The organism is Phreatobacter aquaticus, assembly GCF_005160265.1.
GTDB classification, from domain to species: Bacteria; Pseudomonadota; Alphaproteobacteria; order Rhizobiales; family Phreatobacteraceae; genus Phreatobacter; species Phreatobacter aquaticus.
Genome location: NZ_CP039865.1, coordinates 1,904,695 through 1,921,241 on the forward strand (window position 1 = coordinate 1,904,695; position 16,547 = coordinate 1,921,241).

16 protein-coding genes are annotated in these 16,547 nt (G+C 66.1%); 8 read left to right on the plus strand and 8 right to left on the minus strand.

The annotated features are described in order from the left end of the window. Positions 1 to 29 precede the first annotated feature (29 nt). Positions 30 to 893: an EamA family transporter gene (locus tag E8L99_RS08895; protein WP_137099202.1), complete on the minus strand. Its 864-nt coding sequence runs from the start codon at positions 891 to 893 to the stop codon at positions 30 to 32. 74 nt (positions 894 to 967) lie between these two features. Beyond that, the gene (ypfJ, locus tag E8L99_RS08900; RefSeq protein WP_137099203.1) at positions 968 to 1,879 is read right to left on the minus strand and encodes a KPN_02809 family neutral zinc metallopeptidase; all 912 of its coding nucleotides are present in this window, start codon (positions 1,877 to 1,879) and stop codon (positions 968 to 970) included. A gap of 353 nt (positions 1,880 to 2,232) precedes the next feature. On the opposite strand from ypfJ, the gene E8L99_RS08905 reads away from it, so the two are divergent. From E8L99_RS08905 to E8L99_RS08920, 4 genes are all read left to right on the plus strand, one after another. After that, positions 2,233 to 3,315, plus strand: coding sequence for a site-specific DNA-methyltransferase (locus tag E8L99_RS08905; protein ID WP_137099204.1), 1,083 nt, complete (start codon positions 2,233 to 2,235; stop codon positions 3,313 to 3,315). A gap of 101 nt (positions 3,316 to 3,416) precedes the next feature. After that, positions 3,417 to 4,415: an efflux RND transporter periplasmic adaptor subunit gene (locus tag E8L99_RS08910; protein ID WP_137099205.1), complete on the plus strand. Its 999-nt coding sequence runs from the start codon at positions 3,417 to 3,419 to the stop codon at positions 4,413 to 4,415. After that, positions 4,412 to 5,647: an ABC transporter permease gene (locus E8L99_RS08915; protein WP_137099206.1), complete on the plus strand. Its 1,236-nt coding sequence runs from the start codon at positions 4,412 to 4,414 to the stop codon at positions 5,645 to 5,647. Before E8L99_RS08910 ends, E8L99_RS08915 begins: the two co-directional genes overlap by 4 nt. Further along, positions 5,644 to 6,363, plus strand: a complete 720-nt coding sequence (locus E8L99_RS08920) for an ABC transporter ATP-binding protein (protein WP_137099207.1) — start codon at positions 5,644 to 5,646, stop codon at positions 6,361 to 6,363. Before E8L99_RS08915 ends, E8L99_RS08920 begins: the two co-directional genes overlap by 4 nt. A 52-nt stretch (positions 6,364 to 6,415) precedes the next feature. On the opposite strand, the gene E8L99_RS08925 is transcribed toward E8L99_RS08920, so the two are convergent. From E8L99_RS08925 to groES, 3 genes are all read right to left on the minus strand, one after another. Next, positions 6,416 to 6,823: a DoxX family protein gene (locus E8L99_RS08925; RefSeq protein ID WP_137099208.1), complete on the minus strand. Its 408-nt coding sequence runs from the start codon at positions 6,821 to 6,823 to the stop codon at positions 6,416 to 6,418. Between the two features lie 369 nt (positions 6,824 to 7,192). Beyond that, positions 7,193 to 8,833, minus strand: coding sequence for a chaperonin GroEL (gene groL, locus E8L99_RS08930; RefSeq protein WP_137099209.1), 1,641 nt, complete (start codon positions 8,831 to 8,833; stop codon positions 7,193 to 7,195). Between the two features lie 55 nt (positions 8,834 to 8,888). Beyond that, positions 8,889 to 9,179 (minus strand): co-chaperone GroES, encoded by a 291-nt coding sequence (groES, locus tag E8L99_RS08935; RefSeq protein WP_106749553.1) that lies wholly within the window; start codon positions 9,177 to 9,179, stop codon positions 8,889 to 8,891. A 218-nt stretch (positions 9,180 to 9,397) separates the two neighbouring features. On the opposite strand from groES, the gene E8L99_RS08940 reads away from it, so the two are divergent. The 3 genes from E8L99_RS08940 to E8L99_RS08950 all read left to right on the plus strand — a co-directional run bounded on the left by E8L99_RS08940 (position 9,398) and on the right by E8L99_RS08950 (position 12,891). Beyond that, positions 9,398 to 9,856: a MarR family winged helix-turn-helix transcriptional regulator gene (locus tag E8L99_RS08940; RefSeq protein ID WP_137099210.1), complete on the plus strand. Its 459-nt coding sequence runs from the start codon at positions 9,398 to 9,400 to the stop codon at positions 9,854 to 9,856. Between the two features lie 132 nt (positions 9,857 to 9,988). After that, on the plus strand, positions 9,989 to 12,337 hold the full coding sequence (locus tag E8L99_RS08945) for a putative bifunctional diguanylate cyclase/phosphodiesterase (protein WP_137099211.1): 2,349 nt from the start codon (positions 9,989 to 9,991) through the stop codon (positions 12,335 to 12,337). Positions 12,338 to 12,408: 71 nt separating this feature from the next. Continuing rightward, a complete protein-coding gene (locus E8L99_RS08950; protein WP_137099212.1) occupies positions 12,409 to 12,891 on the plus strand; it encodes a PaaI family thioesterase in 483 nt (160 codons plus the stop codon). Position 12,892: 1 nt separating this feature from the next. Here E8L99_RS08950 and E8L99_RS08955 read toward each other — a convergent pair whose 3' ends face one another. The 3 genes from E8L99_RS08955 to E8L99_RS23745 form a co-directional block, all read right to left on the minus strand. Then, positions 12,893 to 13,753, minus strand: coding sequence for a DMT family transporter (locus E8L99_RS08955; RefSeq protein ID WP_252511365.1), 861 nt, complete (start codon positions 13,751 to 13,753; stop codon positions 12,893 to 12,895). Between the two features lie 5 nt (positions 13,754 to 13,758). Next, on the minus strand, positions 13,759 to 14,538 hold the full coding sequence (locus E8L99_RS08960) for a sulfite exporter TauE/SafE family protein (RefSeq protein ID WP_137099214.1): 780 nt from the start codon (positions 14,536 to 14,538) through the stop codon (positions 13,759 to 13,761). Between the two features lie 583 nt (positions 14,539 to 15,121). After that, a complete protein-coding gene (locus tag E8L99_RS23745; protein WP_168201612.1) occupies positions 15,122 to 15,460 on the minus strand; it encodes a DUF1127 domain-containing protein in 339 nt (112 codons plus the stop codon). A gap of 203 nt (positions 15,461 to 15,663) precedes the next feature. Between E8L99_RS23745 and E8L99_RS08970 the strand changes: the two genes are divergently transcribed. Continuing rightward, positions 15,664 to 16,545, plus strand: a complete 882-nt coding sequence (locus E8L99_RS08970) for a LysR substrate-binding domain-containing protein (RefSeq protein WP_137099216.1) — start codon at positions 15,664 to 15,666, stop codon at positions 16,543 to 16,545. Positions 16,546 to 16,547: the final 2 nt, after the last annotated feature.

Here is a 16,547-nt window from a genome sequence, read left to right on the forward strand (position 1 = left end):
GCTGGCCGATGGCTTGCGGAGGCACAGCCTCAACGGGTGAGGCGAGCCGCGGGCATCAGCAGGATCGCCAAACCGACCAGAACCAGCACCATGCCGGCGATCTGCACCGGCTGAAAGCGCTCGCCGAGGATCAGCCAGGACGCCAGCGCGCCGATCACCGGCACCAGCAGCGGGAAGGGCGCCAGCGTGGCGGCCGGATAGGCTTGCATCAGCCGGCCCCAGGCCGCGTAGCCGAACAAGGTCGCAACCAACGCCAGGTAGAGCACCGACAGCCAACCGAGCGTGCCTGTCTCCGCGAGCGCGGTCAGCATCGCGGCCGGGCCCTGCCAGGCCAGCGCAATCACCAGGCCGGGCAGCGGCGGGATCAGGCTGAGCCAGGCGACGAGCGCTCCACGGTCGGTCACCGAGACCCTGCGGAGCAGGAGATTGCCGATGGCGAAGCTGATCGGAGAGAGGGCCAGCAGGGCCAGCGCGCCGAGGTCGAACGTCCCCCCGGTCGAGGCGGCAATCAGGCAAAGCCCGGCACTGGCCGCCGCCATCGCGGCCAGTTGCTGCCCGTTCGGCCTCTCGCCGAGCACGGGGATCGCCAGGGCGACGGTAAAGAGAACCTGGCTCTGCACGACAACGGCGGCGATCCCGGTCGGCACGCCCATCGCGATGCCGATGAACTGGAACAGGAACTGGCTGACGAACCAGGTCGCTGCAATGGCCGTCATCAGCGGCCAGCCGATGGCCGGCCGGGGCAGAACGAGGACGAACAAAGCCGCGATGGCGAACCGCAGCGCCATCAGGAGGGGCGGCGACAGCGTGTCGAGCGCGAACCGCGTGAAGACGAAGGCGAGGCCCCAGACCAGCGCCACGGCGAGGGCGAGCACAATGTCGACAGACTTCATCGCCGGACGATGCCTGTCGCCCGCGCCACCGACCAATTCATTCCCCTGATCCGAGGTATCAGGAGGACAGGCTGCTACAGTTGATTGCTCTGGAACGTGTTGCAGGCGCTGATCTGGCCGCTCCTCAGGCCCGTGGTGAACCAGCGCTGGCGCTGCTCCGATGAGCCGTGGGTGAAGCTGTCGGGCACCACGCGGCCCTGCGAGCGCCGCTGCAGCATGTCGTCGCCGATGGCAGCGGCCGTCTGCATCGCGGCGCGCACGTCGGCATCGTCGATGAAGCGATATTGCTGCTGCGTGTGATAGGCCCAGACGCCGGCGAAGCAATCGGCCTGCAACTCGACGCGCACTTGCAGGGCATTCGACTGCCGCTCGTCGCCGGCCGCCTGCTGGGCCTCGCGCACCCGCGTCAGAATGCCCATCGAATTCTGCACATGATGGCCAACCTCGTGGGCGATCACATAGGCATAGGAGAACTGGCAGGCCTTGGCATCGCCCGAGCACCCCCGGAAGCGGGTGGTCAGCTCCTGGAAGAAGGACGTGTCGAGATAGACCTTGCGATCGGTCGGGCAATAGAACGGCCCCATGGCCGATTGCGCCGTGCCGCAGGCGGAGCTTGTCACCCGGTCGAACATGATGAGACCCGGCGCCTGATAGCGGCGGCCCGCCTCCTGAAAGATCTTCTGCCAGGCATCCTCGGTGGAGCCGAGCGTGGCGGCGACGAAATCGCCCATCTGGTCGGTCGGGCGGCCCTGCTGGCCGGTGGGGCGCCGCTGCTGCTGGACCTGCCCCTGGCCGGAACCGGTCACCGCCTCATAGCCCGACAGCAGCACCGCCGGATTGATGCCGGTGAAATAGGACAGGAGCCCGACGATCAGGATGCCGCCGATGCCGAGGCCGGCCGGGCCGCCCGGAACGCCGCCACCGCCCCCGCCGCCGCCGCGCCGGTCCTCGACATTGTCGGAGCGTCGGAAATCATCGTAGCGCATCGGTTTCTTCCAAGTCTTGCCGTTGGGCATCTGCCGCGCGTGACGGGCGCAACCGGTCCGGAGGGGATCATGCCGGTCCCATGGGATGGGTGCAACTCCCGGAACGACACGCTTGTTCCGCAATGTATTAACCTTAATTGAACCAGGCAATTTACCTTTTAGGAACAGAATAAATTCACGAATAATGGTCTCGTTTAAGTATGCCTTTACCTTGAGTGGCCAATCTTGCGGCTGTGTGAAGCGTCACACTTTGTGTTGCGTATCGAGTGTCGCCCATGCGTTCGAGTTCGAACGGACCAGCCCGATCAGGTGACCGCGTACGGGCGGTCCGTTCGCCTTCGATCGTCCCGGCAATGGACCTTGGTCTTGCCGGGCGGATCATCCTTGGAGACAGCATTGCGGCCCTGGCCAGCCTGCCGCCGCACTCCGTGGATCTGATTTTCGCCGACCCGCCCTACAATCTCCAGCTGCAGGGCGATCTTCACCGGCCCGACGACAGCCTCGTCGATGCCGTCGACGACGCCTGGGACCAGTTCGAGAGCTTTGCCGCCTATGATGCCTTCACCCGCGCCTGGCTTGCCGCCGCGAGGCGCGTCCTGAAGCCCGATGGCGCGATCTGGGTGATCGGCTCCTATCACAACATCTTCCGCGTCGGCACGGCGCTGCAGGACCTCGGCTTCTGGGTCCTCAACGATGTCGTCTGGCGCAAGGCGAACCCGATGCCGAACTTCCGCGGCCGCCGGTTCACCAATGCCCACGAGACCCTGATCTGGGCCTCGCGCGACGCCAAGGCGCGCTACACGTTCAACTACGAGGCCCTCAAGGCCGGCAACGAGGACGTCCAGGTCCGCTCCGACTGGTTCCTGCCGCTCTGCACCGGCGAGGAGCGCCTGAAGGACGCTTCGGGCCGCAAGGTTCACCCCACCCAGAAGCCCGAGGCGCTGCTCGCCCGGGTGCTCCTGGCATCGTCGAAGCCCGGCGATGTCATTCTTGACCCCTTCTTCGGCTCCGGGACCACCGGGGCCGTCGCAAAGCGCCTCGGCCGGCGGTTCATCGGGATCGAACGCGATCCCGCCTATGCTGCAGCGGCCGAGGCGCGCATTGCCTCCATCGAACCCTTGCCGGAAGCATCCCTGGCAAACTTCACCACGGCCCGCGAGGCGCCCAGGGTGGCGTTTGCCACCCTCGTCGAGCGCGGCATGGTGCAGCCGGGGACCGTGCTCACCGACGACAAGCGCCGCTACCAGGCGATCGTGCGCCCCGACGGCTCGCTGATGGCGGGCCCGCAGGTCGGGTCGATCCACAAGATCGGCGCGCTGGTGCAGGGCGCCCAGGCATGCAATGGCTGGACCTTCTGGCATATCGACGATCAGGTCAGCCTGTCGCCGATCGACGCGCTGCGTGCCCGCATCCGCGAGGAGCTGGCGGCCGCCTGAGGCGACTGCCACTCGAAGAAAACATCCCGGTCTGATAGACATCAAGGCGGACTGACCGCGATCCGCGTCATCTCCTGTGCTGGTTCTACAGGGATGTTCCGATGAAACTGCGCTCTTGGGTGGTGCTGGTCGCCCTCGCCGGTCTTGGTGGGGCGGGTGTCTGGTGGCAGTACGGCCGTGGAACGGAGGTGCGCCTCCAGCCGGTCGCACGCGGCACGGCTGCCGAAATCGTCTATGCCACCGGCATTGTCGAGCCTGTCCGCTGGGCGAAGGTCGCCTCCCTGGTGCGCGAGCGGATCATCGACATCTGCACCTGCGAGGGCAAACCGGTCGCCGCCGGCGATATCCTGGCCCGCCTTGATGATCGGGAAGTGCTGGCCAATCTCGGCGAATTGCAGGCCCGCCAGGGCCTCGCCCAACGCGAGCTTGATCGTGTCTCGACCCTGATCCAGCGCGGTTCGACGACCCAGCAGGCCTATGACAAGGCGACCAGCGATCTCGCCCAGATCCGGGCGCTGGTGGCGGCCACCACCGAGCGCGTCGCCGAATATACGATCCGCGCGCCGCGCGCCGGCATCGTGCTGCGCCAGGACGGCGAACTCGGCGAGATCGCCGAATCCGGCCAGGTCCTGTTCCGCGTCGGCGACCCGCGCCCGGTCCAGGTCACCGCCGATGTCGCGGAAGAGGACATTCCCCGCGTCCGCGTCGGCCAGAAGGTGCTGCTGCGCACCGATGCCTTCAAGGATCGCCCGCTGGACGGCACCGTTCGCGAGATGACGCCGATGGGCGACACCGCCACCAAGACCTTCCGCATCCGCATCGCGCTGCCCGACGAGACCCCGCTCCATCTCGGCATGTCGGTCGAGGCCAATATCGTCAGCCGCGAGGCCGCCAACGTCCTTCTCGTCCCCGCCGAGGCGCTGGTCGGCGGCGCGGTGTTCATTGTCGACAAGGGGCGCCTTGTCCGCCGGCCGGTCGAGGTCGGCATCCGTGGCACGCGGATGATCGAGGTGCGGACCGGGCTTGCCGAGGGCGAACAGGTCGCCGTGCCCGCCGAGGCCGCCTGGCGCGGTGGCGAGCGCGTGCGGATCGCACCATGAACCTCGTCCTCGACATTGCCTGGACCCACATCCAGGCCCGTGGCCGGCAGACGCTGGTCGCGGTGCTGGGCGTCGCCATCGGCGTTGGCTTTTCCATCATGATGGCCGCCCTGATGCAGGGCTCGCAGGACGATTTCGTCAAGACGCTGGTCAATGCCCTGCCACATGTCTCGGTCAATGACGAGCGCCGCCGCGCGCCCCGCCAGCCGGCGGAGGATATGTTCGGCGCGGCCGAGATCCGGGGGCTGACGCCGGCCACCCGCCGCCCCGGCATCAGCAATCCGATGGCGATGGTCTCGGCGCTCGAGGGCTGGGTGCCGGGGTCGGTGACCCTCTCGGTCCAGGCCAAGGGCATCCTGCGCTATGCCGGCAAGGACCTCACCGCCTCGATCGTCGGCATCGATCCGCTGCGCGAGGCACGCGTCTCGCAGCTGGCGACCCAGATGCGCCAGGGAAGCCTGCCCGCGCTCTATCGCGCCACCAATGCCATCATCCTGGGCGACCGGCTGGCCGAGAAGCTCGGCGCGCGCATCGGCTCCAACATCTCGGTCTCCGCCAGTGCCGGGCGCGTGATGACCGCCCGCGTCGTCGGCATCTTCCACGCCGGTGTCCGCTCCATCGACGAGAACACCGCCTATGTGCTGATCAAGACCGCCCAGGTCCTGTCCGACCAGACCGGCCTGATCAACGAGATCCGCATGCGGCTGAACGACCCGATGAACGCCCGCGCGGTCGCCGAGCGCATCGTCGCCGATACCGGGCTGAAGGCGGTGTCGTGGCAGGAGGCGAACGAGGACATCATGTCGTCCTTCGTGATCCGCAACATCATCATGTACACGGTGGTGGGCGCCATCCTGCTAGTCGCCTCCTTCGGCACCTACAACATCATCTCCACGATCACCTTCGAAAAGAGCCGCGACATCGCGATCATGAAGTCGCTGGGGCTCACCCAGGCCACGGTGCGCCGCATCTTCGTGCTGGAGGGACTGGTGATCGGCGTTGCCGGAGGTGTTGCCGGTTCGGTGCTCGGCTATCTCCTGACGCTGGGCATGGGGTCGATCGAGATCAAGAGCCCGTTCATGGATTCAACCCACCTGCCGATGGTCTATTCGCCCCTGCATTATGCCATCGCGTCGGGGATCGCGCTCGCCGCCTCCGCCATTGCCGGCTATTTCCCGGCGCGCAAGGCGGCCCGCCTCCATCCGGTCGAGATCATCCGGGGTGCGACATGACCGCGCCTTTGGTGGAAGCACGCAAGCTGACACGCATTCTCGATGGCATCGTGCCGGTCACCCTGGTGGCCGATGTCGATCTGAACCTCGGCAAGGGCGAGTTTGTCGCGATCACCGGGCCCTCCGGCTCCGGCAAGTCGTCGCTGCTCTATCTTCTCGGCCTGCTCGATGTGCCGACCTCCGGCCAGGTCTTCATCAATGGCGGCGACACAACCGATCTCGATGACGATGCCCGCGCCGCCGTCAGGCTGGCGACCCTCGGCTTCGTGTTCCAGTTCCACTTCCTGCTGCCGGAATTCACCCTTGAGCAGAACGTCATGCTGCCGATGCGCGCGCTCGGCCGCCTGCCCATGGCGCAGATGCGCGAACGGGCTCGCGGGCTGCTGGAATCGCTTGGGCTGAAGGATCACGTCACCAAGCGGCCGGACCAGCTCTCCGGCGGCCAGCGCCAGCGCGTGGCGGTGGCACGCGCTCTTGCCAATGATCCGCCGCTGATCCTCGCCGACGAGCCGACCGGCAGCCTCGATACGAAATCGTCGGAACAGGTGTTCCAGATCCTGCGCGATCTGGTCGACAAGGACGGCCGCACCGTGGTGGCCGTGACCCATGCGATGGAACTCGCCGAGCGGATGGACCGCCGGATCCATCTGGTCGATGGGCGCATCACCGAGGACCGGCAGCAGGTGCTCCCGGCGGCGGCCATCATCCCATCCTGAATGTGGGGGCAGGGCGGCGTCGGCCTTTGCCAGGCCGCCCCGTCCGGGTGCGTCAGGAGCGCTTCTGCCCGTCCACGGACCAGATGCCCGGGCCGGTCGCGAAGATCTGCAGGAAGCCGCCGGCAATCGCCAGGTTCTTGAGGAACTGGGTCATCTGGGCGGGAACGCCGAGCTGGCCGTGGAAGAAGATGGCGGTGAGCAGGGTGAAGCCTGCCATCAGCAGGGCAACGAGCCGGGTCTGGTAGCCGATCAGGATGCAGATGCCGCCGACCAGTTCGGTGATGATCACCAGCGGCAGCAGGATGCCCGGAACGCCGGCCGACGCCATGTAGGCGGCCGTGCCCGAATAGCCGACGATCTTGTTGTAGCCGCCCAGGATGAAGATGATCGCCAGCAGCACGCGCGCGGCAAGCTTGGCCGCGTTGTTGATCGTCGGATTGTCGAAGATGTTGTCGAACATCGGTCTTCCCCTCGTTTGGTCCGGCATCGGGGCGCCGGACGGCGAGAGACTGGCATGACGCAACCGGATTCGCATCATCACGGTTGCGCGCGTGGACAGGGCCGAAACGGGTGTCCAAGAGGCGCACATCTTCACCTCTCCCGTGGGGGAGAGGTCGACCGAGGCGTAGCCGAGGGCGGGTGAGGGGCTTTCGATCTCACCGATGACAGTTCGCCCCCTCACCCGGCCGCTGCGCGTCCGACCTCTCCCCCACGGGAAGAGGTGAAGGTCCGCTCTCCCGGCAATGACCTCGCCCGCCCAGACTGGCTCCAAACGAAAAAGGGCGCCCGAGGGCGCCCTTCTCCTTAATCTGTGACGAGAGGGGCTGGATCAGAAATCCATGCCGCCCATGCCGCCGCCGCCCGGCATTGCCGGAGCAGCCGACTCCTTCTTCGGAGCCTCCGCGATCATGGCGCCGGTGGTGATCAGCAGGGACGCCACCGAAGCGGCGTTCTGCAGGGCGGTGCGAACCACCTTCACCGGATCGACGATGCCAGCGTCGAGCATGTCGACGAACTCTTCCGTCTGGGCGTTGAAGCCGAAGGTCGGCGACTTGTTCTCCATGATCTTGTTGACCACGATCGAACCCTCGACACCGGCATTCTCGACGATCTGGCGGATCGGAGCTTCGATCGCCTTCAGCACGATGTTGATGCCGGCCTGAACGTCGGCATTGTCCGACTTCAGCTTCTGGACATTGGCCTTGGCGCGCAGGAGAGCGACGCCGCCGCCGGGAACGATGCCTTCGAGAACGGCAGCGCGGGTCGCGTTGAGGGCGTCGTCAACGCGGTCCTTCTTTTCCTTGACCTCGATCTCGGTGGCACCGCCGACCTTGATCACGGCAACACCGCCGGCGAGCTTGGCAAGACGCTCCTGCAGCTTCTCACGGTCGTAGTCCGAGGAGGTCTCCTCGATCTGCGCCTTGATCTGGCCGATGCGAGCCTCGATGTCCTTCTTCTTGCCGGCGCCGTCGACGATCGTCGTCTTTTCCTTCTCGATCAGCACCTTCTTGGCGCGGCCGAGCATGGCAAGCGTGACGTTCTCGAGCTTGATGCCGAGGTCTTCCGAGATGACCTGACCACCGGTGAGGATGGCGATGTCTTCCAGCATGGCCTTGCGGCGATCGCCGAAGCCCGGAGCCTTGACGGCGGCAACCTTGAGGCCACCGCGCAGCTTGTTGACGACCAGGGTGGCCAGAGCCTCGCCCTCGACGTCCTCAGCCACGATGATCAGCGGCTTGCCGGTCTGGACGACCGACTCGAGCACCGGCAGCATGGCCTGGAGGCCAGCAAGCTTCTTCTCGTGGATGAGGATGTAGGCATCCTCGAGGTCCGCGATCATCTTGTCGGCGTTGGTGATGAAGTAGGGCGACAGGTAGCCGCGGTCGAACTGCATGCCTTCGACGATGTCGACCTCGGTGTCGAGGCTCTTGGCCTCTTCAACCGTGATGACGCCCTCGTTGCCGACCTTCTGCATCGCGTTGGCGATCATCTCGCCGATGATCGCGTCGCCATTGGCGGAGATGGTGCCGACCTGGGCAACCTCGGCCGAGGACTTCACCTTCTTGGCGGACTTCTCGAGCGTCTTGACGACGTCGAGCACGGCCATGTCGACGCCGCGCTTCAGGTCCATCGGGTTCATGCCGGCGGCGACGAACTTGGCGCCCTCGCGGACGATCGCCTGGGCCAGAACGGTGGCGGTGGTGGTGCCGTCACCACCGAGGTCGTTGGTCTTCGAGGCCACTTCGCGCACCATCTGGGCGCCCATGTTCTCGAACTTGTCGGCGAGCTCGATCTCCTTGGCGACGGTGACGCCGTCCTTGGTGATGCGCGGGGCGCCGAACGACTTCTCGATGACGACGTTGCGGCCCTTGGGGCCGAGCGTAACCTTGACAGCCTCAGCGAGGATGTCGACGCCGCGCAGCATCTTCTCGCGCGCGTCCTGGGCGAATTTCACGTCCTTAGCAGCCATTGTGGCTAACTCCTGTCGGAATGAATGGGATTACGAGGGGAGGGCGGTTCGCGAATTACTTCGCGATCACACCCATGATGTCGCTCTCCTTCATGATGAGGAGGTCGACGCCGTCGATCTTCACTTCGGTGCCGGACCACTTGCCGAACAGCACCTTGTCGCCCTTCTTGACGTCGAGCGGAACAAGCTTGCCGGCTTCGTCGCGGCCACCGGGGCCGACGGCCAGGATCTCGCCCTCCTGGGGCTTTTCCTTGGCGGTGTCCGGGATGATGATGCCACCCTTGGTCTTCTCTTCGCCCTCGAGACGGCGGACGACCACGCGGTCGTGCAGCGGACGGAACTTCATGGGTTGATGGTCCCTGACTGAGCGGCTCTGTTGGCCGCGGAATGTCGATGCAGCCCTTGGGCTGGATCGTTAGCACTCACCTCAAGCGACTGCTAACGACTGGCGCTGAGATAGGTGGGGTGGTGAAAAGAGTCAAGAACACTCGTGAAGATGGTTAATCGGCGTTAACCGGCACGCCCTGTCTTGACGCAGCCAATGTCTCGCCCAATCGTGACGCCATGACGACCAAGCCCGACCAAGCGACGCTGACGCGGATCGCCCGCTCCTGCATCTGCTTCCAGACCCGGATGACGGCCCATGCGGTGACGCGCGCCTACAACAAGGCGCTGGCGCCGCTCGGCCTCGAGGTCACCCAGTTCAACATCCTGGCGGCGCTCGCCGCGACCGACACGGCCTCCGTCACCCAGCTGTCGGAGGCGCTCGCCCTCGATCGCACGACCATGACCCGCAATCTCAAGCGCCTGGAGGCGGCCGGTCTGGTCACCGCGAGTCATGGGCCGGGACGGGCGGTGAAACCGGGGATCACGGAGACGGGGGCTGGCCTGCTCAGCGCCGCCATTCCGCTCTGGCAGGCGGAGCACGACAAGATGGAGGAGGCGGTCGGGGCCGCGCTCTGGCACGAGACGCGTGACGGATTGCGGGCGATCCGCAGGACGTTGAAGGCCCAGCAGGTCTGAGCCTTCCCTTGGTGCGGTGTTACCAATTCAGAAGTTCCGTAAGGGAAAGAAACAAAGTATCGACAATAGTGTTCTTCATTCCTTAAGAGTGGGGTCGTAATCTTCCCGAAGTGTAAGGGGCATTCCGCTGCTGTGACGACCACCAATCCTATCTCCAGATGGCGCACTTTTGCCGGCGAATGGTATGGTGGTGACGTAGTATCGCCGGAAGCTGGCCGCGTGCGGGCCGCGCAAATTCATGCCGTTGCGCGATATTCCCCTCTGACCATGACCGCCAATCTGATCAATGCGGCGGTCGTCGTGGCGGTTGTCCGGCAAACGGCCAATCCCTGGGTCCTGGCCTGCTGGGGCATCATTGTCCTGACCATGGTCGTCGCCACCACGCGCGCCTGGTTCCTGCAGCGGGCCCGCAAGCCGCGCAAGACCGCGTCGGTTCGGGCCATTCGCCGTGCGACCCACCATGCCGCCGTGCTGGCATCGATCTGGGCGCTGGTGCCGATCCTGTGGTTTCGCGACATTGGGCTGGAAGGGCAACTCGTCATCGCCTGCCTGGTCACCGGCATGATCTGCGCGGGAGGCTTCGCCCTCTCCACCATTCCCTCTGCCGCCTATGCCTATGTCACCATCCTGGCGCTAGGCGCGGCCTATGGCCTGGGAGAGACCGGCAACGGCTACATGCTGGCGCTGACCGTCCTTCTGTCCGTCTATGCGGCGATCGTTGTCCGCAGCGTCGCCGGATCGGCCCAGCTGTTCCGCGATCAGTTCCTGGCCGAGGCTCGGCTCAAGGAGCGGGGCGAGATCATCGAGCTGCTGCTCAACGAATTCGAGCAGAACAGCTCCGACTGGCTGTTCGAAACCGACACCACCTTCACGGTCACCAGCCATTCTCCGCGCTTCGCCGAGGTCTGCGGCAGAAGCGGAGAATCCCTGGCCGGCGTCCAGCTGCAGGGGCTGGCCGAGCCCCAGGGGCGGGCCGCGCTCGACGACAAGCTTGCCCGGTGCGAGCCATTCCGGGACCTCGACCTCAGGGTCAACTGCCATGGAACCCCCCGCTGGTGGACGCTGACCGCCAAGCCGCTCTACGACGAGGACAGCAAGCTGCTCGGCTGGCGCGGCGTCGGCTCGGATGTGACCGAGGCCCGGCAGGCGAGCGAAAAGGTCGCCTGGATGGCGCGCACCGACATGCTCACCGGCCTGCCCAATCGCACGCGGTTCCGGGAGCTGGCGGCGATGCGACTGGAAATCGCGCGGCGCAATGGCAGCAGCTTCGCGCTCGGTTGCCTCGATCTCGATCAGTTCAAGACGGTGAACGACACACTTGGCCATCCGGTCGGCGACGCCCTACTCACCGATGTCGCCCGCGAGCTCAGCCACCTTGCTGGCGAAGGCGTCATCTTCGGCCGGATTGGTGGCGACGAGTTCGGCATGCTGGTGACCGATTTCGCCCGCCGCGGCGATGTGCTGGCGCTCGCCCAGCGGATCATCAACGAAGTCGGCCGGTCCAAGGTCGTCCGCAATGCGCGCATCACCATCGGCACCAGCATCGGCATCGCCTTCAGTTCTGGCGAAAGCGATACGATCGACGATCTCATCCGCAATGCCGATCTCGCTCTCTACCGCGCCAAGGATGCCGGCCGTGGCACGGCGGTGGTGTTTGACGACACCATGCACCGCGAGGCGGAGGAGCGCCGGCTTCTGCAGGAGGATCTGCGGCTGGCGCTCGATGGCGGCCAGTTGCGGATTGGCTACCAGCCGATCGTCAGCGTGCGCCAGGGCGACATCATCGGCTTCGAGGCACTTGTGCGTTGGCACCATCCCGAGCGCGGACTGCTGCTGCCGAGCACGTTCATTGCTCTCGCCGAGGAAACCGGCCTGATCGAGTCCATCGGCGCCTGGGTCCTGCGCCAGGCCTGCAGCGATGCAATGACCTGGCCGGCGCACATGCGCGTGGCGGTCAACATCTCGCCCGCCCAGTTCGGCAGCGCGGCGCTGCTCAACCATGTGGCGGAGGCGCTCGCCGCAAGCGGTCTCCTGCCTGACAGGCTCGAGCTTGAGATCACCGAAGCCCTGTTCATGAACCACCTCGCCGAAAGCGACGGCTTTCTCAGGGACATGCGTGCGCTCGGCGTGCGCATCGCACTGGACGATTTCGGCACCGGCTTCTCCTCGCTCGGCTACCTCACGCGCTTTCCGATCCAGAAGCTCAAGATCGATCGCTCCTTCGTGTCGGGCGCCACCGATTTCGAGAACCGCAAGGCGGTGGTCGAGGCCATTGTCGGCATCGCGAAAAGCCTGCACTTCGAAACCACCGCCGAGGGCGTCGAGACCGCCGAGGACCTGGCTTGGGTCAGGTCGCTCGGCTGCGACCAGGCTCAGGGCTATCACTTTTCCAAGGCCCTGCCGATCGATCACGTCGGCGCCTTCATCCTGGGCTTCGGCAATGGCAGCGCCGACGCGCCCGCGACCACCCACGCCGCCTGATCCCATCCCGACGGCTGGTTGACGCGCCCGGAGCAACCCTTATCGTGCAGCTACACGACAGGGGTTCGCGCATGACCATCCGCTACGGCGTTGTTGAAACATCCGAGGCCACCGGACAGGACGGGATCGATTTCCTCAGGGGCATGATCGATCGGCGCTATCCGAGCCCGCCGATCGCCCAGACCATGGGCTTCACCCTGGTCGAGGTGGCGCCGGGCCGCGCCGTGTTCGAGGGCACGCCGACCGCCGCCTTCTTCAATCCGCTCGGCACGGTCCATGGCGGCTGGACCGCGACCATTCTCGATTCCGCGCTTGGCTGCTGCATCCACACGATGATCAAGGCGGGGCAGGGCTACACGACTGTGGAGATGAAGGTGAACTATGTCCGCGCCCTGATGCCCGAAACAGGGCTGGTGCGCTGCGAGGCCGTGGTGATCCATTCCGGCCGCACCATCGCGACGTCCGAAGCCAAGCTCATCGATACCAAGGGCCGGTTGATCGCCCATGGCACCGAGACCTGCATGATCTTCGACGCCCGCCCGCCGCGCGCCTGACCTATTTGCGCGCCACCGCCAGGCAGGCCGCGACGATCAGTGCGGCACCGGCCCAGGTGGTCCAGACCGGCACCTCGCCGAAGGCCAGATAGCCGAAGGCCGAGCCCCAGATCAGCGCGGTATATTCCAGGACGCCGAGCGGACCGGCATTGGCGTGCTTGAACGCCCAGGCAAGGCTGAGATGGCCCACCACGCCGAGCAGGCCGATGCCGGCAAACAGCACCCATGAGCGCGGATCCGGCGTCTCCCAGACGGCGATCGCGAAGGGCGCGATCAGGATCAGCGGGAATAGGTTCTGCGCCAGCACGATCAGCCCCAGCGGGTCGGTCTGGGCGCGCTGGCGCAGCAGCACGAGATTGGCCGCATAGGTCAGCGCGCAGGTGATTGCGGCCGCAATGCCGAGGATGCGCGGCAGGTCGAGCGTGCCACCGCCATTGATCTTGCCGGCGACGATCACGCCCATGCCGACGAAGCCGACGGCGATGGCCCCGAGCACCGCCGGTCGCAGCGGCTCCTTCAGGATGAGCGCTGCCAGCAGGGCCAGGAACAGCGGCGACAGGAACGACAGGGTGATCGCTTCGGCCAGTTCCAGCTTGGCGAGCGCGAAGAAGAACAGGAAGGCGGTGATCACCACCAGCACACCGCGCACCATGTGGGCGCGGACCATCGGCATGGTTGGCGCTGGCGGGCGCAACCAGATCAGTGCCAGCAGAACCCAGGGCAGGCCGCAGGCAAAGCGCATGAACACGATCTGCGGCGTCGGATGGGCTGTCGCCACGCCCTTGATGAGCGCATCCATGGCCGACAGGACCAGGATGCCGAAACCGGCGACGAGAAAGGGCATGCGGCTGGCGGGGGACATGACGCTCACGGGGTGATCAGGGCGCGCAGCGCATCCCAGAGGAGCTTGGCGCCGGCAAGGCCGACCAGCGCATAGCAGAGGCCATAGAGCTTCTCGCGGGGCAGGCTGTCATGCAGCCTGCGGCCGATCAGCACGCCGACCGGCACCATGGGAGCCAGCGCGAGCGCCTGGGTGAACACCTCCGGCGTGTCGAGCCCGGTATAGACGTAGCCCGGCAGCTTGATCAGGTTGCCGACGGTGAACACCACGATGGTGGTGGCCGCATAGGCCGACTTGGTGAGATCGCGACGCAGGAGATACATGGCGAGCGGCGGGCCGCCGGCATGGGCCACATAGGTCGTGAACCCGGCGCCGGCGCTGGCGACCAGGGCGAAGCCGGGGGAAACGGACAAGTCGGGTGCGGCCGATGCCGGCTTGACGAAATAGCGCACCGTATAGCCGAGCGTGATCAGCGCGATGACCAGCGCCACCCAGCGCTTGTCGACCAGTTCGAACACCAGAAAGCCGACGAACAGCCCGCCGATCAGGCCCGGGATCAGCCAGACGAGATCGGGCTTCGACCAGGCCGAGCGCGGAAACGAGCCGAGCGCGAAAAAGTCCATGAAGGCGACCAGGAGCGCGGTCACCACCGCCGCCGGGATCGGCTCCATGGTGAGGGCGAGCAGAGGAATGCCGAGGATCGCCAGCCCGCCGCCGAACGCGCCCTTGCCGAGCCCCATCAGGAAGGTGGCGAGGAAACCGATCGCATAGAACCAGGGATCGTGGGGGAAGGCGGCGAGGGTCATGGCGGCAGTGCTAGCGGGGTGGGAGAGCGAACGGAAGGGCGGGGCGGGACCGGCTGCAATGCGGGAGAGGGAATGGCATTTCTGAAGGTTCACTTCATCGGTTGATGCTGGTCGTGTTCACCTCCCCCTCCAGGGTAGGGTGAAGCAGGCACCGGATCTGAGGGGTCGTGTTCACGATATTTGGGGTCTGCTCTTTGCCTCATACGGCGGCTCCAACGACCGGGCGCGCTCTTCACCTCTCCCTGCTTGCGGGGAGAGGTCGGCGCCTGAAAGGCGACGGGTGAGGGGCAGGCTCCTCCGAGCCGGATGAGTGGCACCCGGCCCCTCACCCGCCCTCGGCTTCGCCTCGGTCGACCTCTCCCCGCAAGCAGGGAGAGGTGAAGGATGCGCCAGCGGGTATGGCGATCATTGCGAACGCCAATCTGCCCCCCAACCTCCCACCCCACCGCAAGAAAAAAGCCGCCACGGCGGGGGGCCATGGCGGCTGGAGGTTGCCCCGGGAAGGACGGCTGAGGGGACTAGCCGGGTCTCGGGGCGGGCTATGCGGGGTCGCGGGCCGGAGGAAACCCGCGAAACTCGGAATTCAATGGGCGGCGACCGGATGTGCGAGCCCCGAGGCGACATCGGGCACCAGCGAAGGGCCGGTCAGGTTGAGCGCATGCCGCTGGGGGCGATGGGCGCCTCGTTCGACAGCGCGGGCGGCCACGATCACGGTGGGATCACCGAAATAGCCGGCGGCCGTGGCATCTCGAATGTCGCTCCGCGTCAGGCCGATGTCGGCCAGCGTTTTGTCGTCCATCTCGCAGAGCGCGCGATAGTCGCGGCGTGCCTCAAGCCAGCGATTGAAGGCATTGACCTGAGCGCGAACGACCGAGGCAACCGACAGGACGGCGGAACCGAAGGTGACAGCGAACATGGTCATGGGGGCATTCCTTCTCAGACAGCGGGCAATCGGCGACAAAGCGTCCTTCGCGCGAGCGGGAGCTCGAACGGTCCGGGCTGTTGCCCGGCGGCAGGGGTCACTTTCCGATGCAATTGATATGTCACAAGGCAATTGATCATTGAAGCGAATGTTTTTAATGTCACTCATCAGAACTGATGATGTCAGTCCTAGCGGGGGCTCCAATGGCTGTTCTTCTCGATATCGATCAATTGCGGACATTCATGGCGATCGCCGATACCGGCAGCTTCACGCGTGCAGCCGATGTGGTGTTCAAGACCCAGTCGGCCGTTTCCATGCAGATGAAGCGGCTGGAGGAGCGGGTCGGCAAGGCGCTGTTCGAGCGTGACGGCCGCGCCTCCAGGCTGACCGAGGATGGCGAGCGGCTGCTCGATTACGCCCGCCGCATCGTCAAGCTGAACATGGAGGCCGTCTCGGCCTTCTCCGGCGCCGAACTGACGGGCCGCGTGCGGCTCGGCGTGCCCGACGACTATGCCGACCGCTACCTGCCGGAAATCCTCGCCCGCTTCTCCCATTCCAATCCCCGGGCCGAGGTCACCGTGATCTGCGAGCCCTCCTCCATGCTCGCCGACCGCATCCAGTCGAACGATCTCGACATCGCCATCATCACCCACGATCCCGAAAAGGGCCCGGCGCTGGTGTTCCGGCAGGAGCAATTGCTCTGGGTCTCATCGGCGCGCACCTCGGTCCACCTGGAAAATCCGGTGCCGCTCGCTGTCGGCCGTCCCACCTGCAACTGGCGGCGCGCGGCGACCGAACGGCTGGACTCAGCCGGCCGCCCCTACCGCATCCTCTATGCGAGCTGGAACTCGGCCGCCGTCTCCGCCGCCGTCATGGCAGGGCTCGCCGTCTGCGTGCTGCCGGAATCGGCACTGCGCCCCGGCATGCGCGTGCTGCAGCCGGGCGACGGCTTCCCGCCGCTGCCGAGCGTGCGCATCGCGCTTCTGCGCAATCCCCACGAGATGTCGGCGCTCGCCGACGCGCTCGCCGATCACGTCGTGTCGGGGCTCGATAACCTCAGCGAGCACGCGCAGGCGGCGGAATAGGC

What these genes read in the sequence shown, in the direction of transcription:
- E8L99_RS08895 (WP_137099202.1), bottom strand. Translation starts at nt 893, where the DNA reads ATGAAGTCTGTCGACATTGTGCTCGCCCTCGCCGTGGCGCTGGTCTGG.
- ypfJ (WP_137099203.1), bottom strand. Translation starts at nt 1,879, where the DNA reads ATGCGCTACGATGATTTCCGACGCTCCGACAATGTCGAGGACCGGCGC.
- E8L99_RS08905 (WP_137099204.1), top strand. Translation starts at nt 2,233, where the DNA reads ATGGACCTTGGTCTTGCCGGGCGGATCATCCTTGGAGACAGCATTGCG.
- E8L99_RS08910 (WP_137099205.1), top strand. Translation starts at nt 3,417, where the DNA reads ATGAAACTGCGCTCTTGGGTGGTGCTGGTCGCCCTCGCCGGTCTTGGT.
- E8L99_RS08915 (WP_137099206.1), top strand. Translation starts at nt 4,412, where the DNA reads ATGAACCTCGTCCTCGACATTGCCTGGACCCACATCCAGGCCCGTGGC.
- E8L99_RS08920 (WP_137099207.1), top strand. Translation starts at nt 5,644, where the DNA reads ATGACCGCGCCTTTGGTGGAAGCACGCAAGCTGACACGCATTCTCGAT.
- E8L99_RS08925 (WP_137099208.1), bottom strand. Translation starts at nt 6,823, where the DNA reads ATGTTCGACAACATCTTCGACAATCCGACGATCAACAACGCGGCCAAG.
- groL (WP_137099209.1), bottom strand. Translation starts at nt 8,833, where the DNA reads ATGGCTGCTAAGGACGTGAAATTCGCCCAGGACGCGCGCGAGAAGATG.
- groES (WP_106749553.1), bottom strand. Translation starts at nt 9,179, where the DNA reads ATGAAGTTCCGTCCGCTGCACGACCGCGTGGTCGTCCGCCGTCTCGAG.
- E8L99_RS08940 (WP_137099210.1), top strand. Translation starts at nt 9,398, where the DNA reads ATGACGACCAAGCCCGACCAAGCGACGCTGACGCGGATCGCCCGCTCC.
- E8L99_RS08950 (WP_137099212.1), top strand. Translation starts at nt 12,409, where the DNA reads ATGACCATCCGCTACGGCGTTGTTGAAACATCCGAGGCCACCGGACAG.
- E8L99_RS08955 (WP_252511365.1), bottom strand. Translation starts at nt 13,753, where the DNA reads ATGTCCCCCGCCAGCCGCATGCCCTTTCTCGTCGCCGGTTTCGGCATC.
- E8L99_RS08960 (WP_137099214.1), bottom strand. Translation starts at nt 14,538, where the DNA reads ATGACCCTCGCCGCCTTCCCCCACGATCCCTGGTTCTATGCGATCGGT.
- E8L99_RS23745 (WP_168201612.1), bottom strand. Translation starts at nt 15,460, where the DNA reads ATGACCATGTTCGCTGTCACCTTCGGTTCCGCCGTCCTGTCGGTTGCC.
- E8L99_RS08970 (WP_137099216.1), top strand. Translation starts at nt 15,664, where the DNA reads ATGGCTGTTCTTCTCGATATCGATCAATTGCGGACATTCATGGCGATC.